This window comes from Lacinutrix salivirga, from assembly GCF_053604675.1.
In genome coordinates this window covers 48,042-65,065 of record NZ_JBSHNP010000117.1, presented here as the reverse complement: position 1 = coordinate 65,065, position 17,024 = coordinate 48,042, and the positions used below count along the sequence as shown (strand labels likewise).

19 protein-coding genes are annotated in these 17,024 nt (G+C 32.2%); 13 read left to right on the top strand and 6 right to left on the bottom strand.

The window, feature by feature from the left end:
- The first annotated feature begins 93 nt into the window (after positions 1 to 93).
- Together ACVC5O_RS10345 and ACVC5O_RS10340 are read left to right on the top strand one after the other, a co-directional pair.
- The gene (locus tag ACVC5O_RS10345; RefSeq protein ID WP_452221408.1) at positions 94 to 2,874 is read left to right on the top strand and encodes an outer membrane beta-barrel protein; all 2,781 of its coding nucleotides are present in this window, start codon (positions 94 to 96) and stop codon (positions 2,872 to 2,874) included.
- 18 nt (positions 2,875 to 2,892) lie between these two features.
- The gene (locus tag ACVC5O_RS10340; RefSeq protein WP_452221407.1) at positions 2,893 to 3,459 is read left to right on the top strand and encodes a hypothetical protein; all 567 of its coding nucleotides are present in this window, start codon (positions 2,893 to 2,895) and stop codon (positions 3,457 to 3,459) included.
- On the opposite strand, the gene ACVC5O_RS10335 is transcribed toward ACVC5O_RS10340, so the two are convergent.
- From ACVC5O_RS10335 to ACVC5O_RS10315, 5 genes are read right to left on the bottom strand one after another with little or no spacing between them, the layout of a single operon-like run.
- Positions 3,460 to 4,302 carry a TPM domain-containing protein gene (locus tag ACVC5O_RS10335; RefSeq protein ID WP_452221406.1) on the bottom strand — a complete coding sequence of 281 codons (843 nt, stop codon included), beginning with the start codon at positions 4,300 to 4,302 and terminating at the stop codon, positions 3,460 to 3,462.
- A 7-nt stretch (positions 4,303 to 4,309) separates the two neighbouring features.
- The gene (locus ACVC5O_RS10330) at positions 4,310 to 4,750 is read right to left on the bottom strand and encodes a TPM domain-containing protein (protein WP_452221405.1); all 441 of its coding nucleotides are present in this window, start codon (positions 4,748 to 4,750) and stop codon (positions 4,310 to 4,312) included.
- An 8-nt stretch (positions 4,751 to 4,758) separates the two neighbouring features.
- The gene (locus tag ACVC5O_RS10325) at positions 4,759 to 5,358 is read right to left on the bottom strand and encodes a LemA family protein (protein WP_452221404.1); all 600 of its coding nucleotides are present in this window, start codon (positions 5,356 to 5,358) and stop codon (positions 4,759 to 4,761) included.
- 11 nt (positions 5,359 to 5,369) lie between these two features.
- A complete protein-coding gene (locus ACVC5O_RS10320) occupies positions 5,370 to 5,699 on the bottom strand; it encodes a MerR family transcriptional regulator (RefSeq protein WP_452221403.1) in 330 nt (109 codons plus the stop codon).
- Positions 5,699 to 6,670 (bottom strand): M23 family metallopeptidase, encoded by a 972-nt coding sequence (locus tag ACVC5O_RS10315; protein WP_452221402.1) that lies wholly within the window; start codon positions 6,668 to 6,670, stop codon positions 5,699 to 5,701. Before ACVC5O_RS10315 ends, ACVC5O_RS10320 begins: the two co-directional genes overlap by 1 nt.
- A 210-nt stretch (positions 6,671 to 6,880) precedes the next feature.
- Here ACVC5O_RS10315 and alaS point away from each other — a divergent pair, with 210 nt between their 5' ends.
- The 4 genes from alaS to ACVC5O_RS10295 all read left to right on the top strand — a co-directional run bounded on the left by alaS (position 6,881) and on the right by ACVC5O_RS10295 (position 11,867).
- Positions 6,881 to 9,496, top strand: coding sequence for an alanine--tRNA ligase (gene alaS / locus ACVC5O_RS10310; RefSeq protein WP_452221401.1), 2,616 nt, complete (start codon positions 6,881 to 6,883; stop codon positions 9,494 to 9,496).
- A gap of 43 nt (positions 9,497 to 9,539) precedes the next feature.
- Positions 9,540 to 9,938 carry a GxxExxY protein gene (locus ACVC5O_RS10305; RefSeq protein ID WP_452221400.1) on the top strand — a complete coding sequence of 133 codons (399 nt, stop codon included), beginning with the start codon at positions 9,540 to 9,542 and terminating at the stop codon, positions 9,936 to 9,938.
- Between the two features lie 68 nt (positions 9,939 to 10,006).
- On the top strand, positions 10,007 to 10,957 hold the full coding sequence (locus ACVC5O_RS10300; RefSeq protein ID WP_452221399.1) for a GSCFA domain-containing protein: 951 nt from the start codon (positions 10,007 to 10,009) through the stop codon (positions 10,955 to 10,957).
- Positions 10,958 to 11,252: 295 nt separating this feature from the next.
- Positions 11,253 to 11,867: a DUF4230 domain-containing protein gene (locus ACVC5O_RS10295; RefSeq protein WP_452221398.1), complete on the top strand. Its 615-nt coding sequence runs from the start codon at positions 11,253 to 11,255 to the stop codon at positions 11,865 to 11,867.
- On the opposite strand, the gene ACVC5O_RS10290 is transcribed toward ACVC5O_RS10295, so the two are convergent.
- Positions 11,862 to 12,167 carry a rhodanese-like domain-containing protein gene (locus tag ACVC5O_RS10290; RefSeq protein ID WP_452221397.1) on the bottom strand — a complete coding sequence of 102 codons (306 nt, stop codon included), beginning with the start codon at positions 12,165 to 12,167 and terminating at the stop codon, positions 11,862 to 11,864. The genes ACVC5O_RS10295 and ACVC5O_RS10290 overlap by 6 nt on opposite strands.
- A 47-nt stretch (positions 12,168 to 12,214) precedes the next feature.
- On the opposite strand from ACVC5O_RS10290, the gene ACVC5O_RS10285 reads away from it, so the two are divergent.
- From ACVC5O_RS10285 to paaC, 7 genes are all read left to right on the top strand, one after another.
- Positions 12,215 to 12,784, top strand: a complete 570-nt coding sequence (locus ACVC5O_RS10285; protein WP_452221396.1) for a TetR/AcrR family transcriptional regulator — start codon at positions 12,215 to 12,217, stop codon at positions 12,782 to 12,784.
- A 158-nt stretch (positions 12,785 to 12,942) separates the two neighbouring features.
- Positions 12,943 to 14,016, top strand: coding sequence for an FAD-binding oxidoreductase (locus tag ACVC5O_RS10280; RefSeq protein WP_452221395.1), 1,074 nt, complete (start codon positions 12,943 to 12,945; stop codon positions 14,014 to 14,016).
- Positions 14,017 to 14,158: 142 nt separating this feature from the next.
- A complete protein-coding gene (locus tag ACVC5O_RS10275; protein WP_452221394.1) occupies positions 14,159 to 14,311 on the top strand; it encodes a hypothetical protein in 153 nt (50 codons plus the stop codon).
- A gap of 108 nt (positions 14,312 to 14,419) precedes the next feature.
- Entirely contained in the window at positions 14,420 to 15,370 is a 951-nt protein-coding gene (paaA, locus tag ACVC5O_RS10270) for a 1,2-phenylacetyl-CoA epoxidase subunit PaaA (protein ID WP_452221393.1), read from the top strand.
- A gap of 9 nt (positions 15,371 to 15,379) precedes the next feature.
- Complete coding sequence (locus ACVC5O_RS10265) at positions 15,380 to 15,694, top strand: GIY-YIG nuclease family protein (RefSeq protein WP_452221392.1); 315 nt, start codon at positions 15,380 to 15,382, stop codon at positions 15,692 to 15,694.
- 37 nt (positions 15,695 to 15,731) lie between these two features.
- Complete coding sequence (paaB, locus tag ACVC5O_RS10260) at positions 15,732 to 16,022, top strand: 1,2-phenylacetyl-CoA epoxidase subunit PaaB (protein WP_340169959.1); 291 nt, start codon at positions 15,732 to 15,734, stop codon at positions 16,020 to 16,022.
- A 143-nt stretch (positions 16,023 to 16,165) separates the two neighbouring features.
- On the top strand, positions 16,166 to 16,921 hold the full coding sequence (paaC, locus tag ACVC5O_RS10255) for a 1,2-phenylacetyl-CoA epoxidase subunit PaaC (protein WP_452221391.1): 756 nt from the start codon (positions 16,166 to 16,168) through the stop codon (positions 16,919 to 16,921).
- Positions 16,922 to 17,024: the final 103 nt, after the last annotated feature.

Here is a 17,024-nt window from a genome sequence, read left to right as displayed (position 1 = left end):
TAGTTTTTTATTATTTTTTTAAGAAAAATCATACTAAAAGAGTAGTACATTCGTTTTTTTAAACTAATCGCTATTACTACATCAATTATAAGTATGAAAAACCTAATCTATTGCCTCGCGTTTTTATGCGTTAGCTTTTCTTTTGCGCAAAGTAAACCCTTTAAAATTACTGGAAACCTTATTGCAGAAGACGACCAAAGTCCACTAGAAGCTGCAACTATTTACATGCAACGAGTTAAAGATAGTAGCTTAGTGACCTATACAATTTCAGATAAAAACGGAAACTTTCAGCTGGAAGATAAAACTTCAGACAGCGATTTAAATCTCTTCATTTCTTACGTAGGTTACAAAACCTACCTACAAAATATTAAAATCGATAAGCAAGAGATTGCTTTAGGTACAATTCCTTTAGAAACAAACTCTAGCAATTTAGGCGAAGTACTTATTAGATCTACAGCTCCTGTAACCATTAAAAAAGACACTTTAGAGTTTAATGTAAAATCTTTTAAAACCAAAAAAGATGCTACAGTCGAAGAGCTACTTAAACAACTTCCTGGAGTTGAGGTCGATGAGCAAGGGAAAATTACTATTAACGGAAAAGAAGTTAATAAAATACTAGTAAATGGCAAGCCGTTTTTTGGTGACGACCCAACAATTACTACAAAGAATTTAACGAAGGATATAATTGAAAAAATTCAGATTGTTGATACCAAATCTAAATCTGAAGCTTTTACTGGAGAAAAAGGCGACCAAGAAAATAAAACCATTAATTTAACCATAAAGGAAGAAAATAATAAAGGTGTTTTTGGTCGTGTAGCTGCAGGAGCAGGAACAGATAAACGTTATGAGTTTGCAGGAATGTTAAATAGATTTGATAACGACCAGAGAATAAGTGTGCTTGCAGGAGGCAACAACACCAACTCGCCAGGATTTAGTTTTGGCGAAATCTCAAAAATGTTTGGTCGTGGACGTAGCTCTTTTAATAGTAATGGCTCTTTTTCAATTGATGGTCGCTCTTTTGGAGGTGGAGAAGGGATTACAACGTCAAAAAATGTTGGTGCAAATTATGCAGATAAAATTGGCGAGAAATTAGACCTTTCTGGCGATTATTTTTACTCAGGAAGTAGCTCGGAAAACGAATCGTCATCGCAACGAGAAACCATCTTAACAGATTCCAGATTTTTCTCTAATTCTAGTTCAAATTCAGAAAACGATACAGATGCACATAGTGCAAATATGGAGTTTGATATCGAAATAGATTCCACATTTGTAATTAATATAGAGCCTTCTTTTAGATATTCTAAAACAACAACACGCTTTAATAGTAATGAAGAAACTTTAGATTCTGACTTAAATTTAACCAACCAATCTGCTGTAAATTCTTCAGTAGAAAATAATGGTCAAAATTTTTCTAATGAGTTAAGTATGACCAAAAAATTTGGTACAGCAGGTGCTTTTTTACGATTTAATATTGATAATGAAATTGGTAAAACCCAAAGTGATGATTTCTTAAATTCTTCTACAGAAGTATTTGGTACCTCTCCAGAAATTATAGAAAGAAATCAATTTACAGATGGTGAAAACAAATCTAATGTATTTGAATCTTCAATAAAATATAGGCTTCCAATAATTTCGAAAAAATTATTTTTAGATTTTGAATATAGTTATAGAAACGAAAAAGACGAAAATAGACAAAGTACTTTCGATTTTGACGATGGAGATAACTTGTTTAATCAATTCAATACACAATTAAGTACAGATTTTGAATATACCAATATTACTAAAACACCTGCTTTAGATTTAAGGTATAATTCAGAAAAATTAAATCTCGCATTTGGAGTAGATTATGTTTATAGAACTCTTGAAAATAACGATTTATTAAGACCAGAATTTAATGTGGAGAGAGATTTTGAAGCTTTACAACTCAGCTCTTATTTTAATTATAGATTTAGTAAAAAAGCTTCGATGTATGCAAATTACAGATTGCGAAATCGACCTCCAGCGTTAAGGCAACTACAGGCTTTTGAAGATGTCTCTAATCCATTAAATACAATTATTGGTAATCCTAATCTAGAACCTACAAATAGCCATAATGTCTATGTTGGTTATAACTCTTACGATTTTCAAAAACGTGCTGGGTTTTTCTTGTACGGAAATTTAACAGCAGATAATAATGTTGTAGTTTCTAAAACAACTATTGATCCCGAAACTTTAAAACGAACAACTACTTACGCCAATGTTGATGGTAATTATAATGCTGGTATTGGAACTAGTTATAGCAAGAATATAAAGTTAGATTCCATTAGAAAATTACGTATTAGAGCAGGAGTATGGTCTAATTTTTCTAAAAATATAAACTTTAATAATGAGGTACAGTACAATAGTAAAGTCACTTCTCTATCACCTAATTTAGGTTTGGAGTTTACATGGAATAAGGTATTTGATTTTAAACCACGCTACAGCGTTAATTTTACTAATAATTCTTATGGAATTGAAGCTTTTGAAGATAGAAATTTTATGTCTCATAATTTAAGTTTAACTACCACTACATATTTGCCTAAGCGTTTTGAGTGGAATAATGATATACGATATAATTATAATCCTAATATAGCAGATGGTTTCCAGAAAAGTGCTTGGTTTTGGAATGCTTCTGTAGCCTATTCAATGTTAAACGATAAAGCAGCAGTAACCTTAAAGGTTTACGATTTATTAAATCAAAACACCAATGCAAGGCGTACAGCAACTCAGGATTTTATTGAAGATTCTCAGAGTACAGTGTTACAACAGTATTTTATGTTGAGCTTTAGTTGGAAATTTAATAGTTTAGGTGCTAAAGGTGAAACAGGTAATAATGGAATGTATTATATAGATTAATTATATATTTTTAGTACAATGAAATCTATCTTATCTACTTTATTGTTTTTAATTACAACTCTTATTTTAAGTGCTCAGAATTTACCGCAAAATCCTAAAGCTGGTAAATGCTATGTAAGCTATATAACAGAACGTAATGGTCTTAAAAAATGGAAAGAAACTAATTGTGATTTAATTTATAAGTCCAAAAATCTTCCTATTAGTTTTGCTCAAGAAACATTTGAAATTAGTGAAAAAGACAAGAAAAAAATAAAAAAGAAAATCACTAAACTTACAGATAAAGGATACACTGTTGAAATTAAAATTTATCATGACTCACAAGCTTCAGACTCAGTAAATTTTAATAGTTCAAAACAAAAAGCTTCAGTTTTATTACAATTTGTAAACACTTTAAAATTAGATGCTGGTAATATAATTATAAGTCCAGTAGGTAATAAGGGTGTTGTAAATAAGTGTAAACCAGATGATAACAATTGTGAATCAATCTATGCTAAAAACACTAAAGTAGAATATATAGTAGTTGGTGGTTATACAGATGGTTGGTATTACGATAATGAATTAGGATTTTGGTGCAAAACCAAATAATTACCAACCACCAGAAGCGCCTCCACCTCCAAAGCCACCTCCACCGAAGCCACCACCAAATCCGCCTCCTCCAAAGCCACCTCCACTAGAACCACTTCCAAATCCTCCGCCAAAACCACCAGAACCTCGTCTGTAGCCTCCACGTCCAGAATTGCTTAAAATTATAGCTTCGAGAATGCTTGTAGTGTTATTATTGTGACCTCCATGTCCTCCACCATTTCTTCGGTTTTTAGAAATTGAAATGAGTATGATTAAAAATATAATAAACAGTAAAATTATTGCGCCAACAGGAAACCCTTCGCTCGATGTTTGTCTCGTGCCTTGGTATTCACCTTGCATGACTTCAAAAATAGCGTCTGCACCTCTATTTAGACCTCCATAATAATTATTTTGCTTAAAATAAGGGATGATATCACGTTCTATAATACGTCTAGAGAGTGCGTCTGTAAGTAAATGCTCAACACCATAACCAGTTGCAATGGCTATTTTTCTGTCGTTTCTTGCTAGCAGAATAAATACACCATTATCTTCTTCTTTACTACCTCCAATTCCCCATTTATGTGCCCATTGTGTCGCTAAATAGTTAATATATTCTCCGTTGGTAGAAGGTATTATTGCAACTACTATTTGAGTTGAAGTAGTATCGGAATAGTTTATAAGTTTGCGTTCTAAAGTGTTTTTTTCTGATGCAGAGAGTAAATTTATATAATCGTAAACACTAGTTTGTCCTCCATCTTTTTTAGAAGGTACATCAGGAATAGGATACTGAGCATTGGCAAAACTAAACGCCAATAAAGTGATGCTAATAAATAGGATAATGTGTTTTGTAAAACGCTGTTGCATACTTGTATTATCCTTTAGAGATCGTATTAGAGAGTTCGTTAGTATCATCAGGATTCCAAGGAAAATAGGTTTTTAGTTGCTGTCCAATTTTTAAAACACCATCTACTATGCCTTGTTTAAAATTACCTTTTTTAAACTGTGTTTGAATCTCATTTTTTGTACTATCCCAAAAATCATTTGGTACTACTGTATTTATACCTTTGTCGCCATAAATGGCAAAGGTTTTATCATCTACAGCAATGTAAATTAATACACCATTGCTTTGTTTGGTGTTATGCATTTTTAAAATAGAAAACACCTCTAAAGCACGTTTGTCAACCTTTCCTTTAGAGGTGTGTTCAATATGTACGCGGATTTCTCCAGAGGTGTTTTGTTCTGCTAAGTTAATGGCAGCAACAATCTCTTGTTCTTCTATAGTAGAAAGGAAATCTTCAACGCAATCTTTCATATTAAAAACTACTCGAATTTAAAATCGATATCTGGTGCTTTTTCACTACCTGCTTCTGCCTTGTAATAACTTAAAGGTTCAAAGTTTAGAAAACCAGCAAGTAAGGTATTTGGAAACGTTTTAATGTGTTTATTGTATGGTTCTACAGCTTCATTAAATCGATCTCTAGCAACATTAATTCTGTTTTCTGTACCTTCTAGTTGGCTCTGTAGTTCCAAAAAATTCTGATTTGCTTTTATGTCTGGATAACGTTCAACCGACACTAATAATTTAGATAATGCACCACTCAACCCACTTTGTGCTTGTTGAAATTGAGCCATATTCTCTGGTGTTAAGTTACTAGCATCTATCGTTGTAGAGGTGGCTTTAGCTCTAGCTTCAATAACTTCTCTTAACGTAGTACGCTCAAAATCCGCTGCACCTTGTACAGTTTTAACTAAACTTCCAATTAAATCATTTCTACGTTGGTAGGTGCTTTCTACATCTCCCCAAGTTTTTGTCGCAGACTCTTTTAAATTTACTGCAGTATTATTAAAGTTTTTTCCCCAAGTAAATAATGCAAAAGCAATTAATCCTAGGATTACTAATGGAATGAGCCATTTTTTCATGTTAGTTAGTTTTAAAGTTGATTTTTAATTTTAATAAGTTGATTCTTTATTGCTTCTAATTTACTAATAATTTCAAAATTATTTAGCGTCTTGTGCTTATCTTCTTTTAAATGTGTTTTTGCTCCTTCTAAAGTAAAGCCTCTTTCTTTTACTAAATGATAGATTAATTTTAAGTTTTTAATATCTTCTAGAGTAAATTTACGATTGCCTTTGGCATTTTTTTTAGGTTTTAAAACATCAAATTCTTTTTCCCAAAAACGTATTAAAGAGTTATTAACTCCAAAAGCTTTGGCTACTTCGCCAATAGCATAATACCGCTTTTCTGGAAGTTCAATATGCATTAATCTAAAGATTGGTTTTGTAACGAAGCACTTTCTAGTAGTTTGCTAAATTCTTCTGCAGTTAAGCTACCATAGTAAAAATTAATTGGATTTATACGCTCCTCATCTTTAAAAACTTCGTAATGTAAATGTGGTGCTTCAGAGCGTCCTGTACTACCAACAAAACCTATTAAATCGCCACGTTTTACTTTTTGGTTTTTCTTTACATTGTATTTGTATAAGTGCGCATAAAGTGATACATAACCATAACCATGGTCTATTCTAATATGGTTTCCATAACCTGAACTACCATTATCTGCACGCTCTACAACACCATCTCCAGCCGCATAAATAGGTGTGCCTCTTGGAGCAGTAAAGTCCATTCCCCAATGCATTTTACGTGCTTTGGTAAAAGGATCTGTACGTATGCCATAACCAGAAGCCATACGTGTTAAATCTTCGTTTTTAACGGGTTGTATTGCTGGTATAGAAGCTAATAGTTTTTCTTTTTCTACAGCTAATTTTGCGATTTCATCTAGCGACTTAGATTGCACTACAATCTGTTTTTGTAATATATCTATGCGCTTATTACTTTCTATAATTAATTTTGAGTTATCAAACCCTTCTAAATTTTTATATCTGTTTACTCCTCCAAATCCTGCTTTGCGTTGCTCTTCTGGTATAGGATTAGCTTCAAAATATAATCTGTAAATAGAGTTATCTCTGTCTTCTATATTGGCTAAAACAGTTTCGGCTTCATTCATTTTTTTGTTTAGCAACTCAAACTGTAGCTGCATGTTTGAAAGCTCTCGCTTCAGCATTTTTTCTTTAGGAGATTCAAAATATTGAGAACCGATAAAAACAAAAAGCAAACCAAATAATGCAGCGCCTAATAAAAATACAGAAACGTATTTAAAAGTTCTCCTCTTTTTACGCGCTATCTTTTTATAGGATAACGTTTCAGAATCATAATAATATTTTACCTTACTCATTGCCTAATTTATACTATTTTTGCAATTATTATTAAAATAGAAATCTATCTTAAGTGTAACAGCAAACGAACAAACTTACAAAATATTATCAAATAAGTTTTTGAGAATTGAAGTAAGTCCTATTTACAATTAGCAAAAATAGTGCGTTGATTATAAATTAAGATTGTATTTAGAAGTAATTTAACAGCAACAAGATATTTATTTAGTTACATGAAATCTCAAGATATTCGCTCAACATTTTTAAGTTTTTTTGAAGGCAAGAAGCACAGTATTGTTCCATCTGCACCTATGGTTTTAAAGGACGATCCAACTCTAATGTTTGTAAATTCTGGTATGGCTCCTTTTAAAGAATACTTTTTAGGTAATGCACAACCAAAAAACAATAGAATTGCAGATAGCCAAAAATGCCTGCGTGTTTCTGGTAAGCATAATGATTTAGAGGAAGTTGGTTATGATACTTACCATCATACTTTATTTGAAATGTTAGGGAATTGGAGTTTTGGTGATTACTTTAAAAAGGAAGCAATTGCTTGGGCTTGGGAGCTTTTAGTAGATGTATATAAAATTGATAAAGACATTTTATATGTTACTGTTTTTGAAGGAAGTGATGATGCAGACAATCTTAAAATGGATACAGAAGCGTATGATATTTGGAAGCAATATATCTCTGAAGACCGAATTTTAAAAGGAAACAAAAAAGATAATTTCTGGGAAATGGGAGAACAAGGACCTTGTGGACCTTGTAGTGAAATTCATGTAGATATTCGTTCTGCCGAAGAAAAAGCAAAAGTAGATGGTAAGTCTTTGGTAAACATGGATCATCCACAAGTGGTAGAAATATGGAATTTGGTATTCATGCAGTATAACCGAAAGGCAAACGGTTCGCTAGAAAATTTACCAAACAAACATATTGATACAGGAATGGGATTTGAGCGTCTTTGTATGGTTTTACAAAATGTACAATCTAATTATGATACAGATGTTTTTACGCCAATAATTCGCGAAATTGAAACCATAACAGATAAAGAATATGGTAAGGACCAAAAAATAGATGTTGCTATTCGTGTAATTAGTGATCATGTTCGTGCAGTAGCATTCTCTATTGCAGATGGTCAATTGCCAAGTAACACAGGAGCTGGTTACGTAATTCGTAGAATTTTACGTCGTGCAGTACGTTACGGATTTACTTTTTTAGATAAAAAAGAACCCTTTATTTATAGATTAGTAGATGTACTTGTTAAAAAAATGGGCGAAGCTTTCCCAGAACTAAAAGTACAAAGACAACTAATAGAAAATGTAATTAAAGAAGAAGAGGCTTCGTTTTTAAGAACTTTAGAACAAGGATTAATTCTTTTAGATCGTATTGTAGAAAACACAAAAACAAAAGAAATTTCTGGAGCAAAAGTTTTTGAACTAAAAGATACCTATGGTTTCCCAGAAGATTTAACAGATTTAATTCTTCGCGAAAAAGGGTTTACTTATAATGAAGAAGAATTTACCAATAAATTAAAACAACAAAAACAACGTGGTAAAGAAGCTTCACAGTTAAAATCTGATGATTGGACAGTTTTAATAGATGATGAAGAACAAGAGTTTATTGGTTACGATACGCTAGAAGCTGCTGTAAAAATTGTAAAATACAGAAAAGTAACCTCTAAAAAAGATGGCGAATTATACCAATTAGTTTTTAATATCACACCATTTTATGCAGAAGGAGGAGGGCAAGTAGGTGATAAAGGTTATTTAGAAGATAGTCATGGTGATGTGGTTTATGTAATTGATACTAAAAGAGAAAATAACGAAGTCATACATTTTACCAAAAATTTACCAAAACATATTCAAGAAACTTTTAAAGCTTCGGTTGATGCAAAACAGCGTTACAGAACAGAATGCAATCACACAGCTACGCACTTATTGCATCAAGCACTACGTGAAATTTTAGGAGACCATGTAGAACAAAAAGGGTCTGCAGTGCATTCAAAATATTTGCGATTTGATTTTTCACATTTCTCAAAAGTAACTGCAGAGCAATTACAGGAAGTAGAAAACTTTGTAAACCGAAGAATTTATGGCAAATTACCATTACAAGAAAAACGCAATATACCAATGCAACAGGCCATAGATGAAGGCGCATTAGCACTTTTTGGTGAAAAATATGGTGATACTGTTCGTGCTGTTCGATTTGGTCAATCTATTGAGCTTTGTGGAGGAACTCACGTAAAAAATACAGCAGATATATGGCATTTTAAAATAGTGTCTGAAGGTGCAGTTGCAGCAGGAATACGTAGAATTGAAGCCATAACTAGTGATGCTGTAAAAGATTATTATTATGAAAATAATAAAGCATTTTTTGAAATGAAAGAAATGCTTAATAATGCTAAAGAACCCATTAAAGCATTGCAAAATTTGCAATCAGAAAATACAGATTTAAAAAAGCAAATAGAAACTTTATTAAAAGATAAAGCCAAAAATATTATTGGCGAGTTAAAAAATGAATTAACCGAAATAAATGGTGTGCAATTTTTAGCTAAAAAATTAGATTTAGATGCTGCAGGAATTAAAGATGTATGTTTTAATTTAGGTCAAAATGAAACCAATGTATTCTTCTTATTTGCAACCGAACAAAACGGAAAAGCTTTGCTTTCTTGTTATATTTCTAAAGAACTAGTTGCAGAAAAAGGATTAGATGCAGGAAAAGTGGTTAGAGAACTTGGTAAACACATTCAAGGAGGTGGAGGAGGACAGCCTTTCTTTGCAACAGCTGGAGGGAAAAATCCTGCTGGAATAGAAACTGCACTTAATGAAAGTAAGAATTATTTAGATTAAAGTTTATCGCGAAGACGCAAAGTTGAATAAATAAAAAAAGGATTTGAAGCAGAATAATGAACACAACGAAAATAGTTTGGCTAAAATTATAGTTGATTGTTGTTATCATATTCATGTCAGTCTTGGTCCTGGTCTTCTAGAATCTGTTTACGAAGAAATTTTATATACTGAATTATTGGAGAAAGGACTTGAGGTTAAAAGACAAAAAACTTTACCAGTATTTTGGAAAAACAAAGAATTGAACTTGGGTTTTAGAACAGATTTAATTGTAGAAAACAAAGTTATTATTGAAATTAAATCCGTTCAAGAAATTCATCCAGTTCATCCTAAACAATTATTAACTTATTTAAAGTTAACCGAAATTAAACTGGGATTATTAATCAATTTTAATAGTCCATTGATAAAAACAGGAATTACCAGAATTGTTAATGGTTTAGATTAGTTAATAGCATATTAGAGTAATCAAATGAGAGTAAGCTTTGCGACTCTGCGACTTCGCGAGATAAGAAAATGAATTTACAAACCAAAATACCATTAAAACAACAAGAAAATAATCTAATTGATTATAACTCCAAACTCTTGCTGTTAGGTTCCTGTTTTTCAGAAAACATTGGAGATAAATTGCAGTATTTTAAGTTTCAAAATGCTATTAATCCTTTTGGTATATTATTTCACCCAAAAGCAATTGAAATAGTAATAGAAAATGCAATTCATGAAAAAGTTTATACAGAAAAAGATATATTTTTTCATAACGAGCAATGGCATTGTTTTGATGCGCATTCAAAATTAAGTAATGCTTCTAAAGAAATATTGTTGCAACAATTAAATGATAAAGTAAAAGCAACAAATCAGCATATAAGCAAAGCTTCGCATATCATTATCACTTTAGGAACAGCTTGGGTTTATAAACATATACACAACAATAAAACTGTAGCTAATTGTCATAAAATTCCACAAAAAGAATTTGAAAAAAAATTACTTTCTGTAGAAGAAATTATAATATCACTTCAAAATATAATTCATAAAATTCAAGAGATAAATACTAAAGCATCTATAATTTTTACAGTTTCTCCAGTACGTCATATAAAAGATGGTTTTATTGAAAACACGCAAAGCAAGGCACATTTAATAACTGCAATTCATACTTTAATAAGTAAAGAGAAACAAACAAGTTATTTTCTATCTTATGAAATCATGATAGACGAACTCAGAGATTATAGATTCTATAAAGAAGACATGTTGCATCCAAACTCTGTAGCAGTAAATTATATTTGGGAGCGTTTTAAAACAGTTTGGATAGCTCAGGATGCTCAAAATACCATGAAAACTATTAACGAAATTCAAAAGGGATTGGCACACAAACCTTTTAATCCAAATGCCGAAAATCATAAAAAGTTTCTATCAAAATTAAATAAAAAACAACAGGCTATAGAATTAAAACATAGCCACATAACTTTTTAATAAATAATGTTAATTTAAAATTTAGTAGGAAAACTCTAACTATAATTCCTTTAACGTTTTTTAACATCTTTTTAACGATTATTTAGTTTGCTAAAGGATTTTAATAGTATATTCAAATCGCTATTAATCAACCTAATAAAAGCATTAAGTACAACTAACTAGTGTAGCTTAATGCTTTTTTGTTTTTAATACTCCTGTTTAATCTTAAATTTAATTACAATTATAGCTATCACTATTGCCTATTGCGATTTTTTTTTGAATCATAAAAACTAATGTTTTTTATGTACATTAGCGTATGCGAAAAGTACTATTTGGAGTAATATTAACATTAATTATACTCTTTACATTTAAATACTGTGGAGACCAAAATAAAACAAGAATTGAGGTTAAAGAACATTCTGCACTTATCCAAGAGCAAATAAAAAATGTTGGAAAACTTGTAGTAACAGAAGGTCATTTTAGCGAAGTCTTTAGCTATAAAAACTCAAAAGCTATTTTTGGTGATTTAATAGAGGCAGAAAAAAAAGCATTAGTTGTTGTTAATGCTAATGTTACTGTGAGTTATGATTTAAGTAAAATTGAATATAAAATAGACGAAGCCACAAAAACGCTCCAAATTCTAAGCATTCCTAAAGAAGAAATTAAAATCAGTCCAGATTTTGAGTACTACGATATTCAAGCCGATTTTTTAAATCAATTCGAAGCCAAAGACTATAATTCTATTAAGCAAACAGTAAACCAATCGCTGATGAAAAAAATTGAAGCTTCCGATTTAAAATCCAATGCAAAAAATAGATTGTTAAGCGAGCTTGCTAAATTCTATATACTCACAAACTCTTTAGGTTGGACACTCCAATACAACGAAACACCAATTCAAAAAGCAGAAGAATTAAATACTTTCAAACTATAATTTCTTCTTTAGATTTAACCAACCTCCACCATTAGTAGCTTCAATAGTATTTAAATTTAAAAACTTTGCAGCTTTGGCAGAGCGTACTCCACTTGCGCAACAGACAATTATAGGCTTATTTAAAGCCTTTACTTCCTCAACTCTATTGTGTAGCTCATTTATTGGAATATGAATTGAATTTTCAATATGTCCACTATCCCATTCTCGTTGCGATCTTACATCCAAAATAACAGCTCCATTTTCCAAATAAGTATCAACCTCACGCTTTTTCGCGCCAAAAATAAAATCCAATAATCCCATAGTCTTCTTTTTTCTATAAATTTACAAAGAATTAACGTTATAACAATTTGAACACTCCAACACGTAAAGAAGAAATAATTAAAACAGCAGCCAAGCTTTTTAAAGAAAAAGGTTATAGTGCAGTAACTATGCGCGATTTGGCAACAGCAATGGGAATAAAAGCCGCAAGTTTATACAACCATATCAGTTCAAAACAAGAGATCCTTAAAATAATTATTATATCTATTGCCGAAGATTTTACAAATGGAATGAACCAGATTATAAACACCGAAAATACCTCAATTCAAAAATTAAAGCAAATAGTCGAGTTGCACGTTACAATTACATCACAAAATACTAATGGTATGGCATCCTTAAACAACGATTGGATGCATCTTGAAGATAAATTAGACTACTATTTAAAATTAAGAAACGAATACGAAACAAATTTTTTAAACATCATTCAACAAGGCATAAGTTCTTCAGAGATTCGACAAAGTAACCCAGAAATTATTATGTTTTCTATGTTATCCACTCTACGTTCACTTTACTTATGGATTCCAAAAAAAGAAGACCTTAACGCAAACGATTTAGCAAATAGTTTAAGTCAAGTTCTCATAGACGGAATTAACAATTAGTCTAGTTCCCATGAAAATGGGAATCTGAAAATTATTTAGTATCTTTGTTACCTAAACTAACAAGTGTTAGTTTAAACTGTTAGTGTTTTACAAACCTTACAGTTTTTAATAATTTAAAACAACAGTTCTTTTTCCTTTGGAAAGAGTTAGAGACAGCAATGGCAGATTTTCACAACCTAAAAGTTGCAAACATATATAAAGAGACGGAAGACACATCTGTAATAACTTTTGATGTCCCTTCTGAGCTATACGATACGTTCCATTTCAGACAAGGACAACATTTAACACTAAAAGCAGATATCAATGATGAAGATGTTCGTCGCTCATACTCTTTATGTTCCAGTCCTCTTGATAAAAAGTGGCAAGTTGCGGTAAAAATGATTCCTGGCGGAAAATTTTCAACTTATGTAAATGAAGTTCTAAAAACTGGAGATCAGTTAGAGGTCATGGCACCAACCGGAACTTTTGGTGTAGAGTGCAATCCTAAAGAATCAAAAAACTATTTATTTTTCGCTGCAGGTAGTGGTATTACACCAGTATTATCTATGATAAAATCGCATTTAGCAGCAGAGCCAAATGCAACATGTAAGTTATTTTACGTAAATAAAACAGCAAAATCCATTATCTTTAAAGAAGAATTAGAACAATTGAGAAATAAATATTTTGGCAGATTAGAAATATATTATTTCTTAACCAAAGAAAGAAGAGATATTGAGTTGTTTAACGGAAGATTTGATGACGAAAAAATGGACGTGCTAACAAACACATTCATTGATATACCAGATACAAACGAAGTGTTTTTATGTGGTCCAGAAAAAATGGTAAACTACGTAAGTGAGTATTTAATAAACGCAGGATTGCCAAAAGAATTGGTTCATTTTGAGCTATTTGTAACAGGACTTACAGAAGAAGATATTAAGAGAGCAGAACGTCTGGCAAAACAAAATGTAGAAGGAACAGAAGTAACTATTGTAGATGGTGGAAAAGAATTCATGTTCACCATGACAAAAGAATACGACAACATTCTCGATGCAGCATTAGGCGCAGGAGCAGACCTACCATTTGCCTGCAAAGGAGGTGTTTGTAGCACCTGCAAATGCAAAGTAAAAGAAGGAAGCGTAGAGATGAAAATCAATTACGCTTTAGATGAAAAAGAAGTCAGTCAAAATTTAGTACTAAGCTGTCAAGCAGTACCAACAACAGATAAAGTAGTCGTTGATTTTGATGTGTGAGCCAAAGGCGAGCATTCCCATGAAAATGGGAATCTAGTTAATAAATTGAAATATAGCATCCTGCAAGGTTTTAAAAACCTTGTAGGTATAAAAGTAGCATCCTGAAAGGTTTTTAAAACCTTGTAGGTATAAAATAATAATTATGGCGTTACCCTTTTTTGCTTTTAATGGCAAAAAAGCGTCAGGCTTTCGCAAGTCGCTATCAGAGATGAGCTCCAACAATTGCTCAATCCTTAACGCGCCAACAACAAAAGGCCAACAGCCAACAGCTAAAAAAAAGAAAAAGAAAAATTAAAGTTCAACCTGCTAAAGGCCAAAAGCTAAAAGCTATGATAAACGAATAAAGACTTCAGAATATAAACTTCAGAAATCAAAAATCGTTAATCAAAAATCGTTAATCATCATGAGTGAAGAACAAATTAGAAGTTTAGAAAGACAGTTCGAAGAGCGTATCGCAAGAGACGAAAAAATCGAACCCAAAGATTGGATGCCAGAAAAGTATCGTAAAACCCACATTCGTCAAATGTCGCAACATGCACATTCCGAAATTGTTGGGATGCTTCCAGAAGGTAACTGGATAACAAGAGCACCTTCCTTAAGACGTAAAGTAGCGCTTTTGGCAAAAGTACAAGACGAAGCAGGACATGGTTTATACTTATATTCCGCAACCGAAACCTTAGGAATTTCAAGAGAAGAAATGTATGAGCAGCTACATACAGGAAAAGCAAAATACTCATCAATATTTAACTACCCAACAATTTCATGGGCAGATATGGGAGCAATCGGTTGGTTAGTAGATGGTGCAGCTATTATTAATCAAGTACCATTGTGCAACACATCTTACGGACCTTATGCAAGAGCAATGATTCGTGTATGTAAAGAAGAAAGTTTCCACCAACGTCAAGGTTTCGAAATTATGATGAAACTAGCAAACGGAACACCTGAGCAAAAAGAAATGGCTCAAGATGCTTTAAATCGTTGGTGGTGGCCAAGCTTAATGATGTTAGGACCAACAGATGATGTGTCTGTGCACACAGAACAATCTATGAAATGGAAATTAAAACGCAAATCTAACGACGATTTGCGACAGCAATTTATAGATCAAACAGTACCACAAGCAGAATTAATTGGGTTAACAATACCAGATCCAGATTTAAAATGGAACGAAGAGCGTCAAAGTTACGATTTTGGAGAAATTAATTGGGATGAATTTTGGCAAGTTGTAAAAGGTCATGGACCATGTAATAAAGAAAGAATGAAAGCTAGAGTTGGTGCATGGGAACGAGGAGAATGGGTTAGAGATGCGGCAATGGCTTATGCTCACAAAACCTCTTTGAAAAAAGAGGTCTCTTAATCGATAGTCATGAACTATTGGTATGTCTATATAATGACTAACAAACGCAATGGCGTCATTTATATTGGAGTAACTGATAATATTGAAGAAAGAATAAAAGAGCATAAATTGAAGGTTTATCCAAAATCTTTCACAGCAAGATATAATTGTGATAAACTGGTATATTTTGAAGAGTTTGAAAAAGGAAATGAGGCAGAGAAAAGAGAAAGACATTTCAAAAAGTGGAAAAGAGATTGGAAAATAGAATTAATTGAAGAAATGAATCCTAGTTGGAATGATATAAGCGCCAATTGGAATTTTAATTATAATAAACATAGAGATTAAATTAACAAGATACCTGCTTTCACAGGCACTAAAAATTATGTCAAACAAAAAAAACTGGCCACTTTGGGAAGTCTTCGTAAGAAGTAAAAACGGATTAGAACATCGTCACTGCGGAAGTTTACACGCAGCAGATGAGGATATGGCTTTAGAAAACGCACGCGATGTATATACCAGAAGAAGTGAAGGTGTAAGTATTTGGGTTGTAGAGTCAAAGCACATTACTGCATCTAATCCTGAAAATAACGGAGAATTATTTGAACCTGCACACGATAAGGTATATCGTCACCCAACATTTTACGATTTACCAGACGAAGTGAAGCACATGTAATTTGAGTTTTGCTCAAATTACAATTCCCACGAAAGTGGGAAACTCATCAATTAAAATAAAATGTCATTCAGAGCAAAGCGAAGAATCTCATTAAAAGAATAAATGTTTAATTAAAAAGGTTCCCACTTTCGTGGGAAGTAAACATGAAAAACAAAAACCTATACAACTACATCCTTGGTATAGCAGATAATTCACTCATTCTTGGACAAAGAATGGGAGAGCTATGTGGTCACGGACCAAGTTTAGAAACTGATATTGCTTGTACAAATATCTCATTAGATCTATTTGGACAAGTGCGTAGCTATTTTCAATACGCAGCTAAAATTGCAGGAGATGGAAGAACAGAAGACGATATTGCCATGCTTCGTAAAGAGCGTGAATACAAAAATGTATTGTTAGTAGAACAACCAAATACAAACTTTGCATACACTTTAGGACGTCAATTTTTATTTGATGTGTATCATTTAGCGTTTCTTTCAGAATTACAAAAAAGTACAGATTTAACATTGTCAGCAATCGCTAACAAATGTATCAAAGAAGTAAGTTATCATGAGCGTTTCTCTTCAGATTGGGTAAAGCGTTTAGGTGACGGTACAGAAGAAAGTAAAGCTAAAATGCAGGAAGCCATCAACGATTTATGGACCTATACAGATGAGTTATTTCATCAAACGGAAGCAGATAAAGCAATGGTTTCAGAAGGAATTGGTGTTGATGTTACCAAATTAAAAGAGGTCTATTACAAAAATGTAAGAGAGCTTTTAGAAGAGTCAACATTAGAAGTTCCAGAATCAAAATACTTCCAAAAAGGAGGCAAAGAAGGTATTCACACAGAACATTTAGGATACTTATTAAGCGATTTGCAATATATGCAACGCACGTATCCAAATATGGAATGGTAACCAATTCCTGAGCAGGCAGGAATCTAAAAAATGAACTCGAATTTGAACTCGAAATTTGAAGCAACTGGTTAAGCCTTTCAATTTCAATTTCAAATTCAGTTTC